22 protein-coding genes are annotated in these 22,212 nt (G+C 30.5%); 15 read left to right on the top strand and 7 right to left on the bottom strand.

Going from position 1 to position 22,212, the window contains the following annotated elements:
• Positions 1-249: 249 nt before the first annotated feature.
• The 8 genes from thrS (at position 250) to obgE (ending at position 9,626) form a co-directional block, all read left to right on the top strand.
• Positions 250-2,202: a threonine--tRNA ligase gene (thrS, locus tag Q1A15_RS12280; protein WP_299624042.1), complete on the top strand. Its 1,953-nt coding sequence runs from the start codon at positions 250-252 to the stop codon at positions 2,200-2,202.
• 71 nt (positions 2,203-2,273) lie between these two features.
• Positions 2,274-2,792: a translation initiation factor IF-3 gene (gene infC / locus Q1A15_RS12275; protein ID WP_095070112.1), complete on the top strand. Its 519-nt coding sequence runs from the start codon at positions 2,274-2,276 to the stop codon at positions 2,790-2,792.
• Between the two features lie 55 nt (positions 2,793-2,847).
• A complete protein-coding gene (rpmI, locus tag Q1A15_RS12270; protein WP_075341031.1) occupies positions 2,848-3,045 on the top strand; it encodes a 50S ribosomal protein L35 in 198 nt (65 codons plus the stop codon).
• A gap of 94 nt (positions 3,046-3,139) precedes the next feature.
• Positions 3,140-3,484 (top strand): 50S ribosomal protein L20, encoded by a 345-nt coding sequence (gene rplT, locus Q1A15_RS12265; RefSeq protein WP_095070111.1) that lies wholly within the window; start codon positions 3,140-3,142, stop codon positions 3,482-3,484.
• 82 nt (positions 3,485-3,566) lie between these two features.
• Entirely contained in the window at positions 3,567-4,163 is a 597-nt protein-coding gene (locus Q1A15_RS12260; RefSeq protein ID WP_299624030.1) for a hypothetical protein, read from the top strand.
• Positions 4,164-4,398: 235 nt separating this feature from the next.
• Complete coding sequence (secDF, locus tag Q1A15_RS12255) at positions 4,399-7,383, top strand: protein translocase subunit SecDF (RefSeq protein WP_299624027.1); 2,985 nt, start codon at positions 4,399-4,401, stop codon at positions 7,381-7,383.
• Between the two features lie 96 nt (positions 7,384-7,479).
• Positions 7,480-8,598 (top strand): adenylate kinase, encoded by a 1,119-nt coding sequence (locus Q1A15_RS12250; RefSeq protein ID WP_299624024.1) that lies wholly within the window; start codon positions 7,480-7,482, stop codon positions 8,596-8,598.
• A 38-nt stretch (positions 8,599-8,636) separates the two neighbouring features.
• Positions 8,637-9,626 carry a GTPase ObgE gene (gene obgE / locus Q1A15_RS12245; protein WP_299624021.1) on the top strand — a complete coding sequence of 330 codons (990 nt, stop codon included), beginning with the start codon at positions 8,637-8,639 and terminating at the stop codon, positions 9,624-9,626.
• Positions 9,627-9,708: 82 nt separating this feature from the next.
• On the opposite strand, the gene Q1A15_RS12240 is transcribed toward obgE, so the two are convergent.
• The 5 genes from Q1A15_RS12240 to surE are packed head-to-tail and all read right to left on the bottom strand — an operon-like array spanning position 9,709 to position 12,907.
• Complete coding sequence (locus Q1A15_RS12240) at positions 9,709-10,203, bottom strand: C40 family peptidase (RefSeq protein ID WP_299624018.1); 495 nt, start codon at positions 10,201-10,203, stop codon at positions 9,709-9,711.
• Positions 10,200-10,736 (bottom strand): C40 family peptidase, encoded by a 537-nt coding sequence (locus tag Q1A15_RS12235; RefSeq protein ID WP_299624015.1) that lies wholly within the window; start codon positions 10,734-10,736, stop codon positions 10,200-10,202. Before Q1A15_RS12235 ends, Q1A15_RS12240 begins: the two co-directional genes overlap by 4 nt.
• 11 nt (positions 10,737-10,747) lie before the next feature.
• The gene (gene lpxB, locus Q1A15_RS12230) at positions 10,748-11,857 is read right to left on the bottom strand and encodes a lipid-A-disaccharide synthase (RefSeq protein ID WP_299624011.1); all 1,110 of its coding nucleotides are present in this window, start codon (positions 11,855-11,857) and stop codon (positions 10,748-10,750) included.
• A 4-nt stretch (positions 11,858-11,861) separates the two neighbouring features.
• Entirely contained in the window at positions 11,862-12,149 is a 288-nt protein-coding gene (locus Q1A15_RS12225; RefSeq protein ID WP_299624008.1) for a hypothetical protein, read from the bottom strand.
• The gene (gene surE / locus Q1A15_RS12220; RefSeq protein ID WP_299624005.1) at positions 12,137-12,907 is read right to left on the bottom strand and encodes a 5'/3'-nucleotidase SurE; all 771 of its coding nucleotides are present in this window, start codon (positions 12,905-12,907) and stop codon (positions 12,137-12,139) included. Before surE ends, Q1A15_RS12225 begins: the two co-directional genes overlap by 13 nt.
• A 121-nt stretch (positions 12,908-13,028) precedes the next feature.
• Between surE and Q1A15_RS12215 the strand changes: the two genes are divergently transcribed.
• Positions 13,029-13,547 (top strand): hypothetical protein, encoded by a 519-nt coding sequence (locus Q1A15_RS12215; protein ID WP_299624002.1) that lies wholly within the window; start codon positions 13,029-13,031, stop codon positions 13,545-13,547.
• A 71-nt stretch (positions 13,548-13,618) separates the two neighbouring features.
• Positions 13,619-15,736 (top strand): carboxy terminal-processing peptidase, encoded by a 2,118-nt coding sequence (locus tag Q1A15_RS12210; protein WP_299623999.1) that lies wholly within the window; start codon positions 13,619-13,621, stop codon positions 15,734-15,736.
• A gap of 61 nt (positions 15,737-15,797) precedes the next feature.
• Here the strand turns inward: Q1A15_RS12210 and Q1A15_RS12205 are convergent, their stop codons facing one another.
• A complete protein-coding gene (locus tag Q1A15_RS12205) occupies positions 15,798-16,598 on the bottom strand; it encodes a DUF2797 domain-containing protein (protein WP_299623996.1) in 801 nt (266 codons plus the stop codon).
• A gap of 55 nt (positions 16,599-16,653) precedes the next feature.
• Here Q1A15_RS12205 and Q1A15_RS12200 point away from each other — a divergent pair, with 55 nt between their 5' ends.
• From Q1A15_RS12200 to Q1A15_RS12180, 5 genes are all read left to right on the top strand, one after another.
• Complete coding sequence (locus Q1A15_RS12200; RefSeq protein ID WP_299623993.1) at positions 16,654-18,165, top strand: GH3 auxin-responsive promoter family protein; 1,512 nt, start codon at positions 16,654-16,656, stop codon at positions 18,163-18,165.
• A gap of 129 nt (positions 18,166-18,294) precedes the next feature.
• A complete protein-coding gene (locus Q1A15_RS12195; protein WP_299623990.1) occupies positions 18,295-18,993 on the top strand; it encodes a hypothetical protein in 699 nt (232 codons plus the stop codon).
• Positions 18,994-19,131: 138 nt separating this feature from the next.
• On the top strand, positions 19,132-19,689 hold the full coding sequence (locus Q1A15_RS12190) for a Crp/Fnr family transcriptional regulator (RefSeq protein ID WP_299623987.1): 558 nt from the start codon (positions 19,132-19,134) through the stop codon (positions 19,687-19,689).
• A gap of 1 nt (position 19,690) precedes the next feature.
• The gene (locus Q1A15_RS12185) at positions 19,691-20,389 is read left to right on the top strand and encodes a hypothetical protein (RefSeq protein ID WP_299623984.1); all 699 of its coding nucleotides are present in this window, start codon (positions 19,691-19,693) and stop codon (positions 20,387-20,389) included.
• A 13-nt stretch (positions 20,390-20,402) separates the two neighbouring features.
• A complete protein-coding gene (locus Q1A15_RS12180; protein WP_299623981.1) occupies positions 20,403-21,299 on the top strand; it encodes an ATP-grasp domain-containing protein in 897 nt (298 codons plus the stop codon).
• Positions 21,300-21,327: 28 nt separating this feature from the next.
• Here Q1A15_RS12180 and Q1A15_RS12175 read toward each other — a convergent pair whose 3' ends face one another.
• Entirely contained in the window at positions 21,328-22,110 is a 783-nt protein-coding gene (locus Q1A15_RS12175) for a hypothetical protein (RefSeq protein WP_299623978.1), read from the bottom strand.
• Between the last annotated feature and the right edge of the window lie 102 nt (positions 22,111-22,212).

Below are 22,212 nucleotides of genomic sequence, written 5' to 3'. Positions count from 1 at the left end.
CGGGTGCAAAACTACACACTCTTTTCAATCCCACCAAACTTTTAAACCAAAAAATTACACTTTTTTTGAAAGTTTTTTATAACAAACAACTAATCAATGATTTGTGATTTTTACTTTTTCATTCTTTAATCAATGTTTGAAAAAACACAAACAATAACATACTATATATTGTATTAAAAATCGATTTACAATATATTTGCGCATTAAGATTTTCACTTGTAGGAAAATCATAACATAATATTATATAAAATGATAAAAATTACATTACCTGACGGAAGTATTAGGGAGTACGAACAAAACACAACTCCTATTGAAGTTGCTAAGAGCATTAGTGAAGGGTTAGCTAGAAATGTTATTTCTGCTAACTTTAATAACAACACTGTTGAAACTACCACACCTTTAACGACCGATGGTAATCTTACACTATATACTTTTGACTCTCCTGAAGGTAAAAAAGCATTTTGGCATTCATCTGCCCATGTTTTAGCTCAAACAATCTTAGATTTTCATCCAAATGCTAAACTTACTATAGGTCCTGCTATTGACAATGGATTCTATTATGATGTAGATTTTGGTGACGAAACAATATCTGAGAAAGATTTTGCTTCTATAGAAAAGAAGTTTTTAGAAAGAGCTCGTGAAAAAGCAGAGTTTAAAATGCGTTCAGTCACAAAAGACGAAGCTTTATCTTATTATAAGAAAAGAAATAATTCATATAAAGTAGAATTAATAGAAGGTTTAGAAGACGGTGATATTACATTCTGTGATCACAGCGACTTTACAGATCTATGTCGTGGTGGACATATTCCAAATACTGGAATAATTAAAGCCATCAAGATTATGAATGTTGCTGGAGCTTATTGGAGAGGAGATGAAAAGAACAATCAGTTAACTCGTATTTATGGAATCTCTTTCCCAAAGCAAAAAATGCTTACTGAATATCTAGAGTTATTAGAAGAGGCAAAAAAGCGAGATCATAGAAAGTTAGGAAAAGAGTTAGAATTATTTACATTCTCTCAAACTGTAGGTCAAGGTTTACCTCTTTGGCTTCCTAAAGGTGCAGCATTAAGAGGTCGTTTAGAAGATTTCTTAAAAACTGCTCAAAAAAGAGCTGGATATGAAATGGTAATGACTCCACATATTGGTCAGAAAGAATTATATGTGACTTCTGGTCATTATGCTAAATATGGAGAAGACAGTTTCCAACCAATAACTACTCCTAAAGAAGATGAAGAGTTTTTATTAAAACCAATGAACTGTCCACATCACTGTGAAGTTTATAATTTCAAGCCTTATTCATATAAAGATTTACCAAAGCGTTTTGCTGAATTTGGTACAGTATATAGATATGAACAAAGTGGGGAACTTCATGGATTAACACGTGTTAGAGGTTTTACTCAAGATGATGCTCATATTTTCTGTACACCAGAACAATTGGATAGTGAATTTAAAAACGTTATTGATTTAGTCCTTTATGTATTTAAATCTTTAGGTTTTGACAATTTTACAGCTCAAGTATCTGTTAGAGATCTAGATAATCCTGAAAAATATATCGGTAGTGTAGAAAACTGGGAAAAAGCAGAACAAGCAATCATTAATGCTGCAAAAGATAAAGGATTGGATTACGTAATTGAATCTGGTGAAGCGGCTTTCTACGGACCAAAATTAGACTTTATGGTTAAAGATGCTTTAGGAAGAAGTTGGCAACTTGGTACAATACAAGTTGATTACAACTTACCTGAACGTTTTGACTTAACATATAAAGGAAGTGATAATGAACTTCACAGACCAATAATGATTCACCGTGCTCCTTTTGGCTCTATGGAAAGATTTATTGCGATTTTATTAGAGCATACAGGTGGTAATTTCCCGCTTTGGCTGACCCCAGAGCAGGTTATAATACTGCCAATCAGCGAGAAATACGAAAAATATACCGAAAAAGTTTTACTTTTGTTAGAAAATTCCGAAATTCGCGCCCTCGTAGACAATAGAAATGAAAAGACTGGCCGTAAAATTAGAGATGCGGAAGTTAGTAAGATTCCTTTCATGATTATTGTCGGCGAAAAAGAAGAACAAAATGGCACGGTATCTGTAAGGAAGCATGGTGAAGGTGATTTAGGAACTTTCACTATTGAAGAATTTGTCCAATTAATACAGAAGGAAGTTCAAAAAACGTTAGTTACGTTTAACACTAGTAATTAAAAAGAGAATAATTTAAAAAAGTATAAGCCATAGCAATTAGAAGAAAACGCGGACGTAGACCCGCAAGAATTATTAAAGAAGATCAACATAGAATTAATGACAAAATTAAGTATGTTGATGAAGTTCGTCTAGTAGGCGACAATGTTGAAGTAGGTGTTTATTCACTTGCAAAAGCTAAAGCAATAGCTCAAGAACAAGAGTTAGATTTAGTTGAAATATCTCCTAAAGCAGTCCCTCCTGTTTGTAAAGTTATCGATTACAAGAAATTTCTTTACGAACAAAAGAAGCGTGAAAAAGCCCTAAAGGCAAAAGCGACTAAAGTGGTTGTTAAGGAAATTCGTTTCGGACCTCAAACAGATGAGCATGATTACGAATTCAAAAAGAAACATGCGATTAAATTCTTACAAGATGGAGCTAAATTAAAAGCGTATGTATTCTTTAAAGGTCGTTCTATCATATTTAAAGAACAAGGGCAAATTTTATTATTAAAATTAGCTCAAGAATTAGAAGAATATGGTAAAGTAGAACAAATGCCAAAATTGGAAGGTAAACGTATGATTATGTTTATCGCTCCTAAAAAAGTGAAGTAATTTATTCTTTTAGAATAACAACGATATATAAGCAAGATAAAAACGATAGCAGAAAATGCCTAAAATGAAAACTAAATCTAGTGCCAAGAAACGTTTTAAGTTAACTGGTTCTGGAAAGATCAAAAGAAAGCACGCGTTTAAAAGTCATATCTTAACAAAGAAGTCTAAAAAACGTAAGCTTGCATTAACACACTCTACGTTAGTACACAAGTCTGACGAGAGTAACATTAAGCAACAATTATTATTAAAATAATAGTTCGCTAGGTAGTAAAATTAATTATTAACCATGGAGTTAGGCTCAATAAAGAACTATTTAATTAGTCGCCTACTACAAAAACAAGAAAATTATGCCAAGATCAGTAAATTCTGTAGCTTCAAGAAATAGAAGAAAAAAAATCTTGAAGCAAGCTAAAGGTTACTTCGGACGTAGAAAAAACGTTTATACAGTAGCTAAAAATGCGGTTGAGAAAGGATTACAATATGCTTACCGTGACCGTAAAAACAAGAAAAGAAACTTCCGTTCATTATGGATCCAACGTATTAACGCTGGAGCTCGTCAGTACGGAATGTCTTACTCACAGTTTATGGGTAAAGTAAAAGCTAATAACATCGAATTAAACCGTAAGGTTTTAGCAGATTTAGCTATGAACAACCCAGAAGCTTTTAAGGCAATCGTAGATAAAGTAAAATAAGTTTAATAACCTTGCTTATACTAAAAACCCAAACTTTTTCGTTTGGGTTTTTTTAAATCAACCCGAAATCTAAATATATCTGATGAAAACTATTAACTTTTTATTTGTATTACTTTTTTCAACTTCTTTATTCGCTCAAACAAAATTGACAAAAAAAGAGATTAGGGAATTACCAAATACAATAGAGAATGAATTTAAAAAAGCTTATGGATTATCAAATACTTGGAAAGAGTATAAAATGATTCCTAGAAATGAATTTTTAGTTTTCCAAAAAAACGTACTTGATAGCGTTACTATATTAAGAAAAGAAATTGTTGCAAGACAAGAAATTGTAGATTCTCAAAAAAAAGAAATCACAACTTTAAATGAAAGCGTTAGTAAAGTTTCAAATGACTTAACTAGTTCTCAAGATAAAGAAAACCAAATTAGTGTTTTAGGTATTGCCACAAACAAGACTACATATAATATGTTTACATGGTCTTTAATTGGTATACTATTACTTGCATTAGTTTTCTTTATCTCTAAATTTAAAAGTAGTAACTTCTTAACTAAAAAGGCTAAAAACGATTTAGCTGAAATAGAACAAGAATTTGAAAGTTTCAGAAAAAAATCTTTAGAAAAAGAACAAAAATTAAGAAGACAATTACAGGACGAAATAAATAAACAAAGGGGAGTTTAATACACTTCTCTTTTTTTATTCCGTACATACAACAAATAAATTAACCAATTAAAATCATTTTTTTAAAACATTCTTAACAAACATCTATCAAAAGAAAAGAAATCATTGAATAATCTCTAAAAATAAAAGATTATAACAATCATTACACGTAAAAATTAGGGTTTTCTTTTTTCTTATACTTTTGTTATACTATATTTGCACGTTTTAAAAAAGAAGTCAGTTTAAATTATTGAAAATGCAAAACAAAGGTCTAATCAGATTATTTGCAATCCTATTTGGATTAGTAAGCTTATATCAATTATCATTTACATTTTTTGGTAACAAGGTTGAAAACGAAGCTAAAGCTTATGCTGAAGCAAATCTTGGCGAAAATAAAAGTGGTAAAGAATTAGCTAGACTAGAAAGAAAATATCTAGATAGTGTTGGAAATAAGGAAATAGTATTAGGTAACACCTACAATGACATTAAAGACAAAGAAATGAATCTTGGTCTTGATTTAAAAGGTGGTATTAATGCTATTTTACAAGTATCAGTAAAAGATATCTTAATAGGATTATCTAATGAATCTAAAAACAAAGTTTTCGAAACTGCATTAGCTAATGCAGATGAAGCACAAAAAGATTCTCAAGATGATTATATCGATTTATTTTACGCAGAATTTGAAAAAGCGAGTAACGGATCTATCAAATTAAGTGATCCATCAATCTTTGGTAATAAGTTACTACGCGAAAAAATTGACTTCAATAACACAAACAGCGAAGTTAAAGCTGTTTTAGTAGAGGAAATTAATAGTTCTATCAATACAGCTTTTCAAGTTTTAAGAAGTCGTATTGATAAATTCGGGGTTGTACAACCAAATATTCAAAGAATCGGTACTTCAGGTAGAATTCAAGTAGAATTACCTGGGGCTAAAGATGTACAACGTGTTACTAAATTATTAGAAAGTACAGCTAAATTACAATTCTGGGAAGTTTACTCAAGTACAGAAGTATTACCTTTCCTTTCACAAGCTAACATCAAATCTATTGATCTTTTAAAGAAAGATTCTGAAAAAGAAGTTACTGAAAAGAAAGATAGTACTGAAAAAAGCAACATAGATGATTTATTAAATGATAGTAGTGACTCTACTGCTGTTGCTAACTCTCAAATGTTATTTAACTTTTTCATTCCTAGTCAACAGTTTGGTTCTGTAGTAGGATATGCTAAAGTAATCGATACATCTAAAGTTAATAGCTTATTAAAAAACAGAGAAATTACTGCTTTGTTACCAGCTAACTTAAGAAATACTAAGTTTTTATGGGATTACAAACCTTTAACTCCAAGTGCTGAAGCAGCTGATAGTGACAATTCAGAAAGTCTTATCGCTTTATATGCTATCAAATCTAATAGAAATGATGAAGCAAATATCGAAGGTGATGTTATTGCTGATGCGACTCAAGAATTTGATCAAACAGGAAGACCTGAGGTAAGCATGACCATGAATGGTAATGGTACTAAGTTATGGAGTAGTTTAACAGAAAAGAACATCAACAAGCACGTTGCAATTGTGTTAGACGATTATGTTTACTCTGCTCCTATTATCAAAGGAAAATTAGGTAGTAGATCTTCTATTTCTGGAGGTTCTATGACAGTTGAGGAAGCTCAAGATATTGCTACAGTTTTAAAAGCTGGTAAATTACCTGCACCTGCAAGAATTATCGAATCAGAAGTAGTTGGACCATCTTTAGGTAAAGAAGCTATCAACGCAAGTATGTGGTCTTTCGGATTAGCTATTTTATTAGTTTTAATCTGGATGGTATTATATTACGGTAAAGCTGGTTTATATGCAAATATCGCTTTATTAGTAAACATCTTATTCATTTTTGGAGTTTTAGCATCATTCAACTCTGTACTTACATTACCTGGTATTGCAGGTATTATCTTAACGATTGGTATGTCGGTTGATGCCAACGTAATTATTTTCGAAAGAATTAAAGAAGCACTTAACTCAGGAAAGAGTTTATTCGAGTCTGTTAGTGAAGGATTCAGTTTCAAAGGAGCATTATCTGCTATTTTTGATGCGAACATTACTACATTCTTAACTGGTGTTATCTTATATATTTTTGGTACTGGTCCGATTAAAGGTTTTGCTTTAACATTAATGATTGGTATTGCTACATCTTTATTTACTGCTATTTTCATCACAAGATTATTCGTTGATGGTGCAGTTAGCAAAGGAAGTAACTTAACGTTTAACACTAACATCTCTAAAAACTGGTTTAAGAATATCAGTATTGAATTCTTAAGAAAGCGTAAAATTGCTTATATCATCTCTGGATTCTTCATCTTAGCTGGTTTAGGTTCTATTTTTACTATCGGTTTAAAACAAGGTGTAGACTTCAAAGGAGGTAGATCTTACGTTGTACGTTTTGACAAGAGTATGGATGCTAACGAAGTTGCTAACTCTTTAAAAGATGTTTTTGGTACTGCTCCAGAAGTAAAAACTTACGGTACAAGTAACCAATTAAAAATTACTACTGTTTTCAAGATTGAAGATAAGAGTAAAGAAGTTGACGAATTAGTACAAAATACATTATATAAAGGTTTACAACCATACTTAACTGGTGTTAGTTACGAAAACTTTAAACCAGGATTTGAAAAAGGAGATAACGCACAAGGTGTTATGAGTGCTAGAAAAGTAGATCCTACAATTGCTGATGATATCAAGCAAGCAGCTATCTTCGCTGTATTTGGATCTTTATTAGTAGTATTCTTATATATCTTATTACGATTCAGAAAAGTTTCTTTCTCTATCGGTGCAGTTGCTGCCGTATTCCACGATGTATTAATCGTATTAGGTATCTTCTCTATTTTATACAAAGTTATGCCTTTCGATATGGAAATCGGACAATCATTCATTGCAGCAATATTAACCGTAGTTGGATACTCGCTGAATGATACCGTGGTAATTTTCGATAGAATTAGAGAATACGCAGAAAACAAATCAACATTTACTGCTAGTTTAGTAGATAAAGCATTAAGTAGTACATTAGGTAGAACAATCAATACATCTTTAACAACATTATTAGTAATGTTAGCAATCTTCTTCTTTGGGGGAGATAGTATTAAAGGATTTATGTTTGCCTTAATTATTGGTGTATTAGTTGGTACTTATTCTTCATTATTCGTTGCAACGCCTATCATGTTCGACGCAACTAAAAATAAAGAAACTAACGAGTAAATCCATTATAAAATTATAAAACTACCGTTTTGTTACTACTGGTAAATCAGTTACACAAGACGGTTTTTTTTATTTAATTAGTATATTTACCTACATATGAAAATAAAGAAACTTCACGATTTATACTTTAAAGAAATAGTAAGCAAAGAAGAGATACAAAGCATTGTAAAAACACTAGCTTACCAAGTCAAACAAGACTTACCTAAAGGTGAAGTTCCTTTGTTTATAGGTATCTTAAACGGATGTTTTGTATTTGCTTCAGACTTTGTAAGAGAATTCAACAGAGATTGTGAGATTACTTTTGTAAAACTAGCTTCATATGAAGGTACTTCTTCTTCAGAAGCAGTAAAAAAATTAATCGGAATAAATGAAGACATCTCTGGTAGAACTGTAATTATATTGGAGGATATAATTGATACTGGTACTACATTACAAGAGATTTACGAGATATTCAGAAACAAGAACATTAAAGAACTTAAAATAGCAACCTTATTTTTTAAACCAGATGTGTATCGAAAAGAGTTACACATTAATTACATCGGAAGAAATTTAGAAGATAAATTTATCGTTGGTTATGGTTTAGATTATAATGGTTTAGGTAGAAACTTACCTGCTATTTATCAATTAACAACACAACCTAAAATGAAAAACATAGTATTATTTGGACCTCCAGGTGCTGGAAAAGGTACACAAGCTGAATTATTAAAAGAAAAATATAATTTAGTTCATATTTCTACTGGTGATGTTTTTAGATTTAATATTAAAAACGAAACTGAATTAGGAGTATTAGCTAAAAAATATATTGATGCTGGTGATCTAGTTCCTGATGAAGTAACAATTAACATGCTAAAGCAAGAAGTTGATAAAAATCCTAAAGCTAATGGATTTATTTTCGATGGTTTTCCTCGTACAGAAGATCAAGCAAAAGCTTTAGATGAATTCTTAGCTGAAAAGAGCGAAAGAATCAATGGAATGGTAGCATTAGAAGTACCAGAAGACATGTTAGTTGAGCGTATTTTAGAAAGAGGAAAAACTAGTGGACGCTCTGATGATACTGATGAAGAAAAAATTCGTAACCGTTTTAACGAATACAATACTAAAACTGCAGTTTTAAAAGATTACTACGAAGCTCAAGGTAATTTTTATGGCGTTAATGGTGTTGGAACTATAGATGATATTACTAAGCGTTTAGCTGACGTTTTTGACACATTATAAAACATTCCCGCTTTGGCGGGAATCTTAATTTTTGAGAAATGACTGAAGGAAATTTTGTTGATTACATAAAAATATATGCTTCTTCTGGAAAAGGAGGACGTGGATCTGCTCACTTACATAGAGAAAAATATATCGCTAAAGGTGGTCCAGATGGTGGTGATGGTGGTCGTGGTGGACATGTTATCTTTAAAGGAGATAAAAGTATGTGGACATTATTTCACTTAAAATTTAAACGTCATTTTAGAGCTGTAGGTGGTGGTGATGGTGGTTCTAGTAGAAGTACGGGTAAAGATGGAACAGATGTAATTATTCCTGTACCATTAGGTACAATTATTCGTGATGCTGATACTGATGAAATTCTTTACGAAATCACAGATGACGGTCAGGAAATTATTGTTCTTGAAGGTGGTAAAGGTGGACGAGGAAACTGGCATTTCAAATCTCCAACAAATCAAACACCAAGATATGCTCAACCAGGAATAGATGGAAAAGAAGCTTGGTTTAGAGTAGAATTAAAAATTCTTGCTGACGTAGGTTTAGTTGGTTTTCCTAATGCAGGAAAATCTACACTTTTATCTGTTTTAACTGCTGCTAAACCGAAAATTGCTGATTATGCTTTTACTACATTAAAACCAAATTTAGGTATAGTAGAATATCGTAATCATCAAAGTTTTGTAATGGCAGATATTCCTGGAATTATTGAAGGTGCAGCTGAAGGAAAAGGTTTAGGTCATTATTTCTTAAGACACATTGAACGTAACTCATTATTATTATTCTTAATTCCTGCGGATAGTGATGACATTAAAAAGGAATATAAAATTCTTTTAAATGAATTAAAACAACACAATCCTGAGTTATTAGATAAAGATCGTTTGTTAGCCATATCTAAAACTGATATGTTAGACGATGAATTAAAAGCAGAAATTAGAGCTGAATTACCCGAAGGTATCGAGACTTTATTTATTTCTTCTGTTGCTCAACTGGGATTAACAGAATTAAAAGATAAGCTTTGGTCTAAATTGAATTAAAATATCATAGCTTTCTTTATACTTATTATTAATAAAAATAAAGAAAGCTTTTTTTTGATTCTTATAGCTTTCTAATTGTAGATTAATCTATTATTCTTTTCACTTTTACAAAAGCATCTTTCCAATACGACTCATCTAAAGAAGAAATAACAACTCCTTTTGATGTACTCGAATGAATAAATTTAACTTCTTTTCCGTTTACATAAATTACTAAACCAACATGATTAATATTTCCTTGTAAACGATCAATATCAAAAAATAATAAATCTCCTTTTTTTACTTTTTCAAGAGTTACTTGTACACCAGCTTTACTCATTGATCTAGATGAACGCGGTAATTTTATTCCTAATTCATCTTTAAAAACCGTGTATACTAAACCAGAACAATCCATTCCCGCACTTGTTGTTCCTCCAAATTTATACGGAGTTCCAATATAAGCATTGGCTGAAGTTAACACTTTAGTTATTTTATTAGAATCGTTATGTACTTCAGAAACTGTATTATTTCTTTCTTTGTTCGCAAATCGATACAATAAAAGAAGTAACATTACAATACAAAAGAATGCTATTTTTCTCACTTTAGTACTCTTTTTACTTTAGCGAAGTTCCTTTTGTAATAATTTTGAGACATGTTGTTTATCGTTACGCCACGTTTTGTAGAAGCATGAATAAAATAAATAACTCCGTTTTTAACTGAGGTTACTAGACCAACATGACTAATTCTTCTAGGTTTTCTAGGATTAGTTTTGAAAAAGAGTAAATCTCCTTTTCTAACATTTTTTAAACTAATTGTTTTACCTTGATTAGACATATCTATTGATGTTCTCGGTAAAGAAACACCATGACGTTTAAAAGATGTCATTATTAAACCTGAACAATCCATTCCTTTTCTAGTAACTCCTCCATATTTGTATCGAGTTCCTTTGTAAGTATTTGCTGTAGCTATTATTTTGTCAGCTAATTTATAGGTCTTAACTTTTGTGTTGTTTCTCTTTTTAAAAACTACTCTTTTCTTTTTGGTATATCTTCTTGAGGAACTTGTACTTTTAGATGAAGAACATCCATATGCTAAAAATAAAATCAGTAAAATTTGGGGTAATTTTTTTATCACTTATTATGTATTTACGTTAAACCTTTTATAATTGAATGAGCCGCTTTTTTTGATGCTCCCTTCCCTCCTAGTTTTTCTTCAAGATCAAAATAATCTAAGAAAAACTCTTTTCTCTTTTCACCATTCAAAAGCAATTGCAATTCTTGTTCCAAATTCGATTCATTAAACTCGTTTTGAATCAATTCTTTTACAACCGGTCTGTCCATTATTAAATTAACAAGAGAAATATATTCTAACGTAATAATTCGTTTCGCAATTTGATACGATAACCAACTTCCCTTGTAACAAACAACCTGAGGAACCTTAAATAAAGCAGTTTCTAATGTAGCAGTTCCTGAAGTTACTAAAGCCGCATGAGAGATACTCAATAAATCATACGTTTTATTTGAAATAAACTTCACGTTTTTACCTTGCAAAAAAGATTGGTAGAACGCTTCTGTTTTACTTGGTGCTCCAGCTACAACAAATTGATAATCTGGAAATTTGTCAACCATTTTTAGCATGGTCGTTAGCATTTTAGTAATTTCTTGCTTTCTGCTTCCTGGTAATAAAGCGATAATTTCTTTAGTTCCTAAATTATGCTCATTTCTAAACTCTTGTTCATCAACTTGCTCTCTTCCAACAATTCCATCGATTAAAGGATGACCAACAAACTCAACTTCATAGTTATATTTTTTATAAAAATCTTTTTCAAAAGGAAGGATCACAAACATTTGATCTACATCTCTCTTAATAGCTTTTACACGACTTGCTCTACTTGCCCAAACTTGAGGAGAAATATAATAATTGGTTCTAAAACCTTCTTCTTTTGCCCATTTTGCTATTGGTAAATTAAAACCTGAATTATCTATAAAAATTACTACATCGGGCTGAAAAGAAGTAATATCTTGTTTACACTTTTTAAAAAAACCTAAGATTTTTCTAATGTTCAAAAGTGGTTCAATAAACCCCATAAAAGATCGCTCATTGTAATGAACTACAAGCTCACCTCCTACTTGCTGCATTAAATCGCCGCCCCAAAATCTTATTTGAGCAGATTTATCTTGCTTGAAGATTTCCTTCATCAAGTTCGATCCGTGTAAATCACCAGATGCTTCTCCAGCTACAATGTAATATTTCATTGAATTATATAAACTTTAAAATAAAAGTAAAGATTGCTGTACAAATAGTAGCTAACAATACTCCTTTTGCTCTTAAATCTTGTTTCTTTTTTAAATAGATAAAAAATACAAATAGGTTTGGTAAAGCTGATAAAGCAATTACTGGTCCGAATACACCTCCTTGTTGTAACATTTCTATGGTTTCATAAAACCCGAAACGTGAAACATATTGAATGTAAATGAAGAAACCACAAAAAGTTGCGAAAAGCGAAACTAAAAATCCTATAACTACATCTTTGTTTATAAATCCCATGAATGTAATTTTTGAATTGCATGATGCGCAGTCATATCAAATTGAACTGGTACAACAGAAATGTATCCATTTTCTAAAGCCCAAATATCTGTATCTTGTCCTTTATCATTATTTACAAACTCACCTGATAACCAATAGTATTCTTTACCCATCGGACTCTTACGTTTATCAAAATCTTCTTTCCAATATCCGTTTGCTTGTCTACAAATTTTTATTCCTTTTATATCATCCTTCTTTAATTTAGGAATGTTTACATTTAAAACAACCCCATCTGGTAATCCGTTTAATAAAACATTTAATGCTATCTTTTTTACGAATTCTTTAGAAGAACGAAAATCGGCATGCCAACTGTAATCTAATAGCGAAAATCCAATCGCTGGAATTCCTTCTATACCTGCTTCAACGGCAGCACTCATAGTACCAGAATAAATCACACTAATTGAAGAATTAGATCCATGATTAATTCCTGAAACACACAAGTCTGGTTTTCTATTTAAAATTTTATTCTTGGCCATTTTAACACAGTCTGCTGGTGTACCAGAACAACTATATTCTATTTGTGGTCCGTCGTCTATAGAAGTGGGGTTACAATGCAACACATTATTAACAGTAATAGCATGTCCCATTCCACTTTGTGGACTATCTGGTGCTACTACAATCACCTCTCCTATTTCATTCATAATATCGATAAGCATCCTAAGTCCAGGAGCTGTTATTCCATCGTCATTCGTTACTAAAATCAAAGGTTTTTCTTGCATTCTTTTCTAATTTGTTAGTAACAAATATACATTAAAAAATTAGCTGATCTTTTTAACATTTCGTAAAGATATTTATGGTTAAATAATGCCTAAACTTGTAGTAAACTAAATCATTCTTATCATGTTACGGTTTATTCTTCTACTCATTTTATACTTTATTTCTTTATTTTTTTCAAGTATACTAGCGCAGAATACCGCAAATCCATGCAATAATGAAGCTTATCATCAGTTTGATTTTTGGATTGGCGATTGGGATGTTTATGACACTAAAGGAAACCTTATCGGAAACAATTTGATTAAAGCAATGCCAAATGCATGTGCAATACAAGAAAATTGGACTTCCAATAATGGTAACTCTCTAGGAACGAGTTATAGTTATTTTGATCGTGCTGATAATAAATGGCATCAGTTATGGATCGACAATAAAGGATTTGTTCTTAAAACCAGTGGAAATTTCTCTCAAAATGAAATGACATTACAAAGTGATTTAGTAGAAAATCAAAATAAAAAATATTATAACAAAATCATTTGGAAGAAAAATGATGACGGAACAGTTACACAAACATGGCAGTATATTGGTTCCGATAATAAATTAATTAAAGAAGCCTTTAAAGGCATTTACAAAAGAAAAAAGAGCTAGCTAATTTGGCATTATTTTAGTAGCTTAGCAAATACCAGTAATTTTAAAATTATTTAAACGACTGAAGATTTATGAAGATGAAAGTACTTATTCCATTATTAGCTGCATTATTACTATGCAGTAACTCATACGGTAAAACTATTCAAAAAAGCGATCCTGAAAAGGACAAACTAATACTTTACGTATTAAAAAGTCTACTTACTCGTGGACATTATGTTCAAAAGGATTTGAATGATGATTTCTCCGAACATGTATATGATGAATTCATTAATAGTTTAGACCCTAGTAAACGATATTTTACTCAAAATGATTTAAAAGAATTTTCTCAGTATAAATTCCAAATCGATAATCAACTAAAACAATCTGATATTAGTTTTTATAAATTGGTTTACGGTAGATTTTTAGATAAGATCGGTACAGCTAAAGAAACTTATAAAGGGTTATTGAAAGAACCTTTTAACTACAGTAAAAAAGAAGATATTGATATCGATTACGATAAAGTTCCTTTTGCTAAAAATGAAACTGAGCTATTAGATTACTGGAGAAAACAATTAAAACTACAAGTTATCAGTAGAATTCAAGATTTAGAAGATCAGCAAGCTGAAAAACTAAAGAAAGATAAAAATGCTGCTAAAAAATCGTTTTCAGATTTTGAAAAAGAAGCTAGACAAGAAGTTTTAAAAAATATGGACGATTTATATGTTCGTATTGAAGAGCTTGAAAACTCAGATTGGTATTCTACATTTTTAAATAGTGTTGTTAGTGGTTTCGATCCGCATACTTCATATATGTCACCAAGAATTAAATCTAGGTTTGACCAAGATATGTCTGGTAAATTAGAAGGAATTGGAGCTCGTTTACAAAGAGAAGGAATGTATACCAAAGTAGTAGAACTTATTTCTGGTGGACCTGCTTGGAAACAAGGTGACTTAGAAACTGGTGATATTATTCTTAAAGTTGCTCAAGGTGATGATGAACCTTTGGATATAGTAGGAATGCGTTTAGATGATGCGATTACTTTTATCAAAGGAAAAAAAGGTACTGAAGTTCGTTTAACGGTAAAGAAAAAATTAGACGGTTCTACGAAAGTAATTCCAATTATTAGAGATATTGTTGAACTAGAGGAAACATTTGTGAAGTCTAGTGTTGTAGAAAAAAATGGTAAGAAATACGGAATTATTAATCTTCCTAAGTTTTACATTGATTTTAATGATACAAACCAGAGAAATGCTGCTAGTGATATGAAACGTGAAATTGAGCGTTTAAAGAAAGAAAATGTAGAAGGTTTAATAGTTGATTTAAGAAATAATGGTGGTGGTTCTTTAAAAACTGTTATTGATATAGGTGGTTTATTTATTGATGAAGGACCAATCGTTCAAGTAAAATATAGAGGTGAACCTGCTAATATTAAAAATGATACGGATAAAAGTACACATTGGGATGGACCATTAGTGGTTATGGTAAATGAGATGTCTGCTTCTGCTTCTGAAATTTTTGCTGCAGCAATGCAAGATTATGGTCGTGGTGTTATTATGGGTGGAAAACAAACTTACGGTAAAGGAACTGTACAAAATTTATTACCGCTAAATTATTACGTAAAAAAGTATCCTGGTGATTTAGGAGCTTTAAAGATGACCATTCAAAAGTTCTATAGAATTAACGGAGGTTCTACTCAGATAGAAGGCGTATATTCTGATATTGCTATGCCAGATCGTTATAGTTATATGGAATTCGGAGAAAGAGATTTAGACGGAGCTTTACCTTGGGATAGCGTAGAACCAGCTAAATACACAAAAACTAGTTCTTACAGCAACTTTGGAGAAGTAATTAACGATAGTAAAGAGAGAATTAATAAAAACTCAAAATTTGTATCAATTAATGAATATGCAAAGTGGTTGAGAAAAAATCAAGATGACAATACGTTCTCTTTAAACTATAAAACTTACAAGAAAGAGTCGGAAGATAGAGTAAAAGAAGCGAAAAAGTTTAATGATATTTTCAAGTTCAAATCTAACTTAACCTTCTCTTCACCTAAGTACGAAACTTCTTTATTCAAAAAAGATACTGTATTGAAAGATAAAAGAATGGCATGGCATAAAAATCTAAAGAAAGATATTTATCTAGATGAAGCTTTAAATGTACTAAGTCAATTAAAAATGAAAAACAACTACGAGTTAGTTAAGAAATAAAGTTAAAGCCGATCTGTTTAGATCGGCTTTTTTCCTTTTATAATTTTATAGTAAATCTTAATTATACAGATTCTACCTGTAAAGTAACTACAAAACCCTCATTCGCTCTTACATTGAAAACAGTGTTATCTTCAAAAATAAAATACTGACCTTTTATTCCAACTAGTTTCCCAGTGTAACTTCCCTCTTTTAAAATATTTAAACTCTTTGGTTTTTCAGGATATTTCTCAACAGGAAAATTAATCTGAGTTTCTTTATTATTCTCTATAAAATATTCTTGTACTTCTTCTGGTATAAAAGTTCTTAAACGTTCTTGCCATTTCGTAAGATCTTCATCTTCTATATCATTCTTCAGCATCTTACGCCAGTTTGTTTTATCAGCCACATGTTCTTTTAAAGCAACTTCTGTAATACCAGCTAAATATCTATTTGGCACCTCAACAATTTCTATCGCTTCATGAGCTCCTTGATCAATCCAACGTGTAGGCACTTGCGTTTTTCGAGTTACTCCAACTTTTACATTACTCGAATTAGCTAAATACACAATGTGTGGTTGTAATTGTACTTTTTTCTCATACTCTAAATCTCTATCTTCTTCGTCTAAATGAGCTTTACTTAATTCAGGTCTCATAATCCAATCTCCTGCATTCGGAGTTTCAAAAAAACAAGATTTACAAAAACCTTGACGGTAAATTTCTTTTTCTAAACCACACGATAAACATTCGTACGTTTCAAACTTCAAACTAATTGTTTTGTTAAGCAACTGATTTACATTAACAAAATCTGTCTTCATATCTAAATAATATTGTACAGTATCTAGATTTTCTGTACTCATTTTTTTTAAAACGCCTTTGTATTGCATGTTGTAAAATTTACTATTTTTAGCCAAGAACAAACTTACAAATTCGAACTCAAAAATGCCGTTCCAGTTTATAAATTCTATTATCACTTGGTTTTTAAAAAAGAGAAAACATCAAATGGAACTGTTTATAAAATATCCTGTTGATGTTCAGCAAGAATTATTATACCATTTAGTTGCATTGGCAAAAAACACAGAGTTCGGAAAAGAACATAAGTTTTCGAAAATTAAAAACTACGACGATTTTGTAAACGCTGTTCCTATTCAACGTTACGAAACAATTGAACCTTTAATAGAACGCTGTAGAAAAGGAGAACAAAATTTATTTTGGCCGACAAAAATCAAATGGTTCGCGAAATCTAGCGGAACTACAAATGCGAAAAGTAAATTTATTCCTGTAAGTAATGAAGCTTTAGAAGAATGTCATTTTAACGCTGGTAAAGACATGCTCGGTTTGTATATCAACAATAACGAAGACACGCAATTGTTTACTGGGAAAGGACTTCGACTAGGTGGAAGTTCTGCTATTTATGAAGATAACGATACTTATTTTGGAGATTTATCTGCAATTATAATTGAAAATATGCCTTTTTGGGCTGATTATAGTTCTGCTCCTAAACAAGAAGTTGCTTTAATGAGCGAATGGGAAACTAAAATGGAAGCTATTATTGATGAAACTATTGAAGAAAATATTACAAGTTTAGCTGGTGTTCCTTCTTGGATGTTAGTTTTATTAAATAAAGTTTTAGAAAAAACTGGAAAGGATAATATTTTAGAAGTTTGGCCTAATCTTGAAGTTTATTTTCATGGCGGTGTAAATTTCAATCCGTATCGAGAACAATTCAAAAAACTGATTCCAAAAGATAGTTTTAGATATTACGAAACGTATAATGCTTCAGAAGGATTCTTTGCAATTCAAGATCGAAACAATTCACACGAATTATTGTTGATGCTTGATTATGGTATATTTTATGAGTTTATTCCGATGGATCAATACAAAGGAGAAAACTCTACCGCAATTCCACTTTCAGAAGTAAAAAAAGGAGTTAATTATGCTGTTGTAATTACTACAAATGGCGGACTTTGGAGATATCTTATTGGAGATACAATAAAGTTTACCTCAACTTCTCCTTACAGAATAAAAATTACAGGAAGAACAAAACATCATATCAATGTTTTTGGTGAAGAATTAATTATTGAAAATGCTGAAGAAGCATTAAAATCAGCTTGTGAAAAAACACAATCTGTTATTAAGGAATATACCGTTGCTCCTATTTTTATGAATGGTGATAAAAATGGTGGTCACGAATGGATTATAGAATTTGAAAAAGAACCTAACGATTTATCATTCTTCACAGAGATTTTAGATAACGCATTAAAAAATTGCAATTCCGACTATGAAGCTAAACGTTATAATAATATGACGCTTAGCATGCCTAAAGTACATCAAGCTAGAACTGGATTGTTTTACGATTGGTTAAAATTAAAAGGAAAATTAGGCGGACAACATAAAGTTCCTAGATTATCAAATCAAAGAGATTTTATTGAGGAACTAAATGAGTTGTTGTAGATTAATTATTATTAAAATTTATCGTTAATTCTACAATACTATTTGGTTCGGGATTTATAAATCAATTTTAACTAAAACTAAGACATCTAATCGTAAAAATCACAATCCTTAATATTGATTTTAATCAAAATGAAGCATCTTCTATATATCATATTAATTATAGTACTTTTAAGTTGTAAAAATTCTGGAAACAAAATTGATTCGATAAATCAAGATTGTAATAATCTAAAGCTTTTAAATTACATTGATCCAATTAGTAACTTAACTAACGGAAAAACTTTCCTCTACTCTTTAAAATCTAATAGTGAGGATGAACCCAAACTTTTTAAAAAAAGACGTTGGTTAGAAATCAACAAAGATTCTTTACTTTTTAGTGTTATTGAAAGTTCACAAGGTACTGTAATTGATTCAACAATATTTACTGTAAGTAATGGTGTACCAAAAGTCAAAGAATCTTATACAAAAGTAGATGAGTATCCTGATTTTTTAATAACAAAAGATTCTGTAATAGGTAACAGGTACTGTGAATTTGGAACTTTTTGGAATTCATCTGAATATCAAATACCTTTTAATGGTAAAATGATTTCAAGAAAATTTCAAGGACACACAACTCACAAAAAATATGTAAAAAAGATCTTCAATGGAATAGAATATGACTGTGCAATTATAGAATCAAAAAAGACTCTTATAGTTGAATATGATGGAAGAACAGAAAAATTAAATGGTACTTGGACTGGTTGTGGTTGTGAAAATTTAGGTGAATTGTACTCAACAACTAAAACAGATAATGGAATCGTAATTAACCACAAACTTTTAGAAGTAAATTAGTTATAAATCATTATAATTATTCTTTCGATTTTTACCTCGCCGATTTGTTACCTAACGTAAATCTTTACAAAGCAAAAAACTCATCTCTTTTAATTAAATTTACACTTCTAAACTGTAAGTAATAATACACCAAATGCTATGGAAGAATTTCTTAAAAATGCAGAATTCTTGCTTCAACATAAAGAAATAACCGATGCTTTAGAAAAAATTGCTGTCTACAAAGAGTTTAAAAAAGGAGAATTAATTCATCCTGCAAATAGTATCTGTAAACATTTCTATATCATCATTTCAGGAATTGGACGTGTTTTTTATTTTAGAGAAGGAAAAGATATTACAGTTCATATTGCTCAAGAACAGGAAAGTATTACAGCAATTGATAGCTTTATTCAGCAAAAGAAAAGCAAATACAACATAGAAGCTATTGAAGATATTACTTGTTTTATGGTTTCAAGAGAAGAACTTGAAAAACTCTCTGCAAAAAGTCATAAACTTGAACATTTAGGAAGATTATTTCTTGAGAAATTATACATCAATTTAGCAGAACGCTTAGACAGTCTTTTGTTACATACTTCACAAGAACGCTACGACGAACTGTTTCTTAAAAAGCCAGAACTTTTTAATAGAGTTCCAGCTAAACACTTGGCTTCTTTTTTAGGGATGACTCCTGAAACTTTTAGTAGAATTAGAGGAAAATAATATGTTGAAAACACAAATTAGATATTACGTTATTCTTTTATGTTTATGCACAACTTTTAATTCTTTTAGTTGTAGTTGCCCTAACATTAGTTTTATAAACGCATATTCGTATTTCGATTTTATTGGAACAGTTCAATTTGAAAATTTAATAGAAATTAATGATTATGGACTTTACGCCTCCGAAGTTAAAATTCAAGAATTATTTAAAGGCAATACAGTACAAAAGATCTTTATAAACAGTCAAAAAGGAAGTTCTTGTAATTTTATACCTGAAGAAAATACATCTTACTTTATTCTAGGCAGTAAGAATGAAAATGGACAAATTGAAATTTCTTTATGTACAGCTTTTAACCCTTCTTCCATTAAGAATATAAACCTACTTAAACAACGTAGACTAGAAGTTGTTGACACGAACTTAAAACAACGTTTTAACGGAAAAATTAAAAACAGTTTATTTAATAAAAAGCTTACAGGCTACTTTATATACAAAGTGATCGTAAATTCGGATTTAAGTATTTCACAAATTCTACCCATAAATCAGAATGCTTTAAATAACTTCAACTCTGGTATTCGGTTTGAATTTTTAAAAAAGATATCCTATCATAAAATAAATTCCAAGCTAAGTTTCTCCAAAGACAAATTAACCTCATACATAATACTGAACTGGGAAGAAGAAACTTTAAGATCAACCGGATTATAAACATTTAAAAGCTATGAGAATTATTTATTGTGATGCTGTTTTTGATCATAAAACTATAGAACCCGATTATCAGGCTGAATTAAATGCTGCGTTAAACGAAGCGTTCGATTATTCTTTAATTAGTTTTGAAACTTTATTAGAAAACGATATTAAAGGCGCTTTAAAACTTGTAAAACCTTCGAAAAGTGAAGAAATAGGAATTTACAGAGGTTGGATGCTTACTCCAAAAATATATGCTGATTTATATCACGGACTTTTAGATAAAGGAGTTCGATTAATTAATACTCCGACTTCTTACCAACATTGTCATTATTTACCCAATTCTTACCACGTTATAGAATCAAAAACTCCTAAGTCTGAGTGGACGAACACTCTTGATGAAGCTTCTATTTTAAAAATGGCTAAATCATTTGGCACAAATGCTATTATTGTAAAAGATTATGTGAAATCTGAAAAACATCATTGGAATGAAGCTTGTTTTATTCCCGATGCTTCTGATGAAAACAATGTCAAGAAAATAACTTCAACCTTTATTGAATTACGTGGCGACTCTTTAAATGAAGGTCTAGTCTTTAGGAAGTTTGAAGAACTTGAATTTCTTACAAAACATTCTAAAAGTGATATGCCTTTAACAAAGGAATTTAGAATCTTCTTTTTGAACAAAAAAGTTGTTCAGGTTTTCAATTATTGGGATGAAGGTGATTATGGGGATTTACAACCTAACTTAGATGAGTTTATTAGCATTGCTAATAATGTGGAGAGTAACTTTTTCACAATGGATATTACTCAAAAGAAAAATGGCGAATGGATTATTATGGAATTAGGAGACGGACAAGTTGCCGGATTACCAGATAATGCAAATAAAAATGAGTTTTATAAATCGTTAGTGAAAATACTTAACGCTTCATAAAACTCACTAAAATATTGTTGTTGTGTTTTTATTCTTTCTCGAATTCTACATCAACATTTAAGTATTCTGGATTTTTACTTAAATCTGAGACACTTGCATCAAATTCTATTCCTTTAAAGCTTGAAAGAATTCTTACATCTTCGTTACTTACACTCTTAATCTTGTAAGGAAAAATATATCTCATTTTAAACTTAATCATACTAGCAAACGGATTATCTTCTCCTGAGTTTTTCTTTACTTCTTTTACAGACTCTTCAGTCATTCTAGTCGAAAATCTAGAACTAGTATATTCTATGTTCAACATATCTGTAATCGCTGGAAATTTTTCGTCTTTTTCATCTTCAGTAACTTTTTGATCTGACTTTCTATCTTTTTTATTTCCTAATTTCACAAACTCATCAAGATCAGCCATTTTTATTTTTTCTCCAACTGACTTTAAATCTTCTAAACTATCAAAATCGTAATCGATACGAATAACAGCTTTCTTTGTTGCAGTATCTGCTTCAATAGAGATTTTTAAATCTTCTAACTCCTTTAATTTCTTTTGCTCTTCAATAGGAAGTTTAGCAATACTATCTTTCTTTGTCTCTAGAATTTTAGAGAAATCTATTACAGTATCTTTTAGTTCGTTTTCTTTCTTCTTTTTGTTACTAGACATTCCAGAAGTCATTTCTATCATAGCAGACATATCGATAATCATACTATATTTTCCTCCTCCGTCTTTATTAAATTTTGTCTCCCATTCTACAGCACATCCAACGATTAATGTAGAAATCATTACAAACAAAAATAAACTAGCGATTCTTTTCATAATTTCAAGTTAAATTAGTTGACTATAAAACTACTATTTTAATTTTTCTCTGTAAAAAACAATCAAAATAATTTCTTGATAATTGTCAAGTTTTCTTCAAAA

It is taken from the genome of uncultured Tenacibaculum sp. (assembly GCF_947495995.1).
In the GTDB taxonomy this organism is placed as follows: domain Bacteria; phylum Bacteroidota; class Bacteroidia; order Flavobacteriales; family Flavobacteriaceae; genus Polaribacter.
This window is presented reverse-complemented; position numbering and strand designations above follow the sequence as displayed.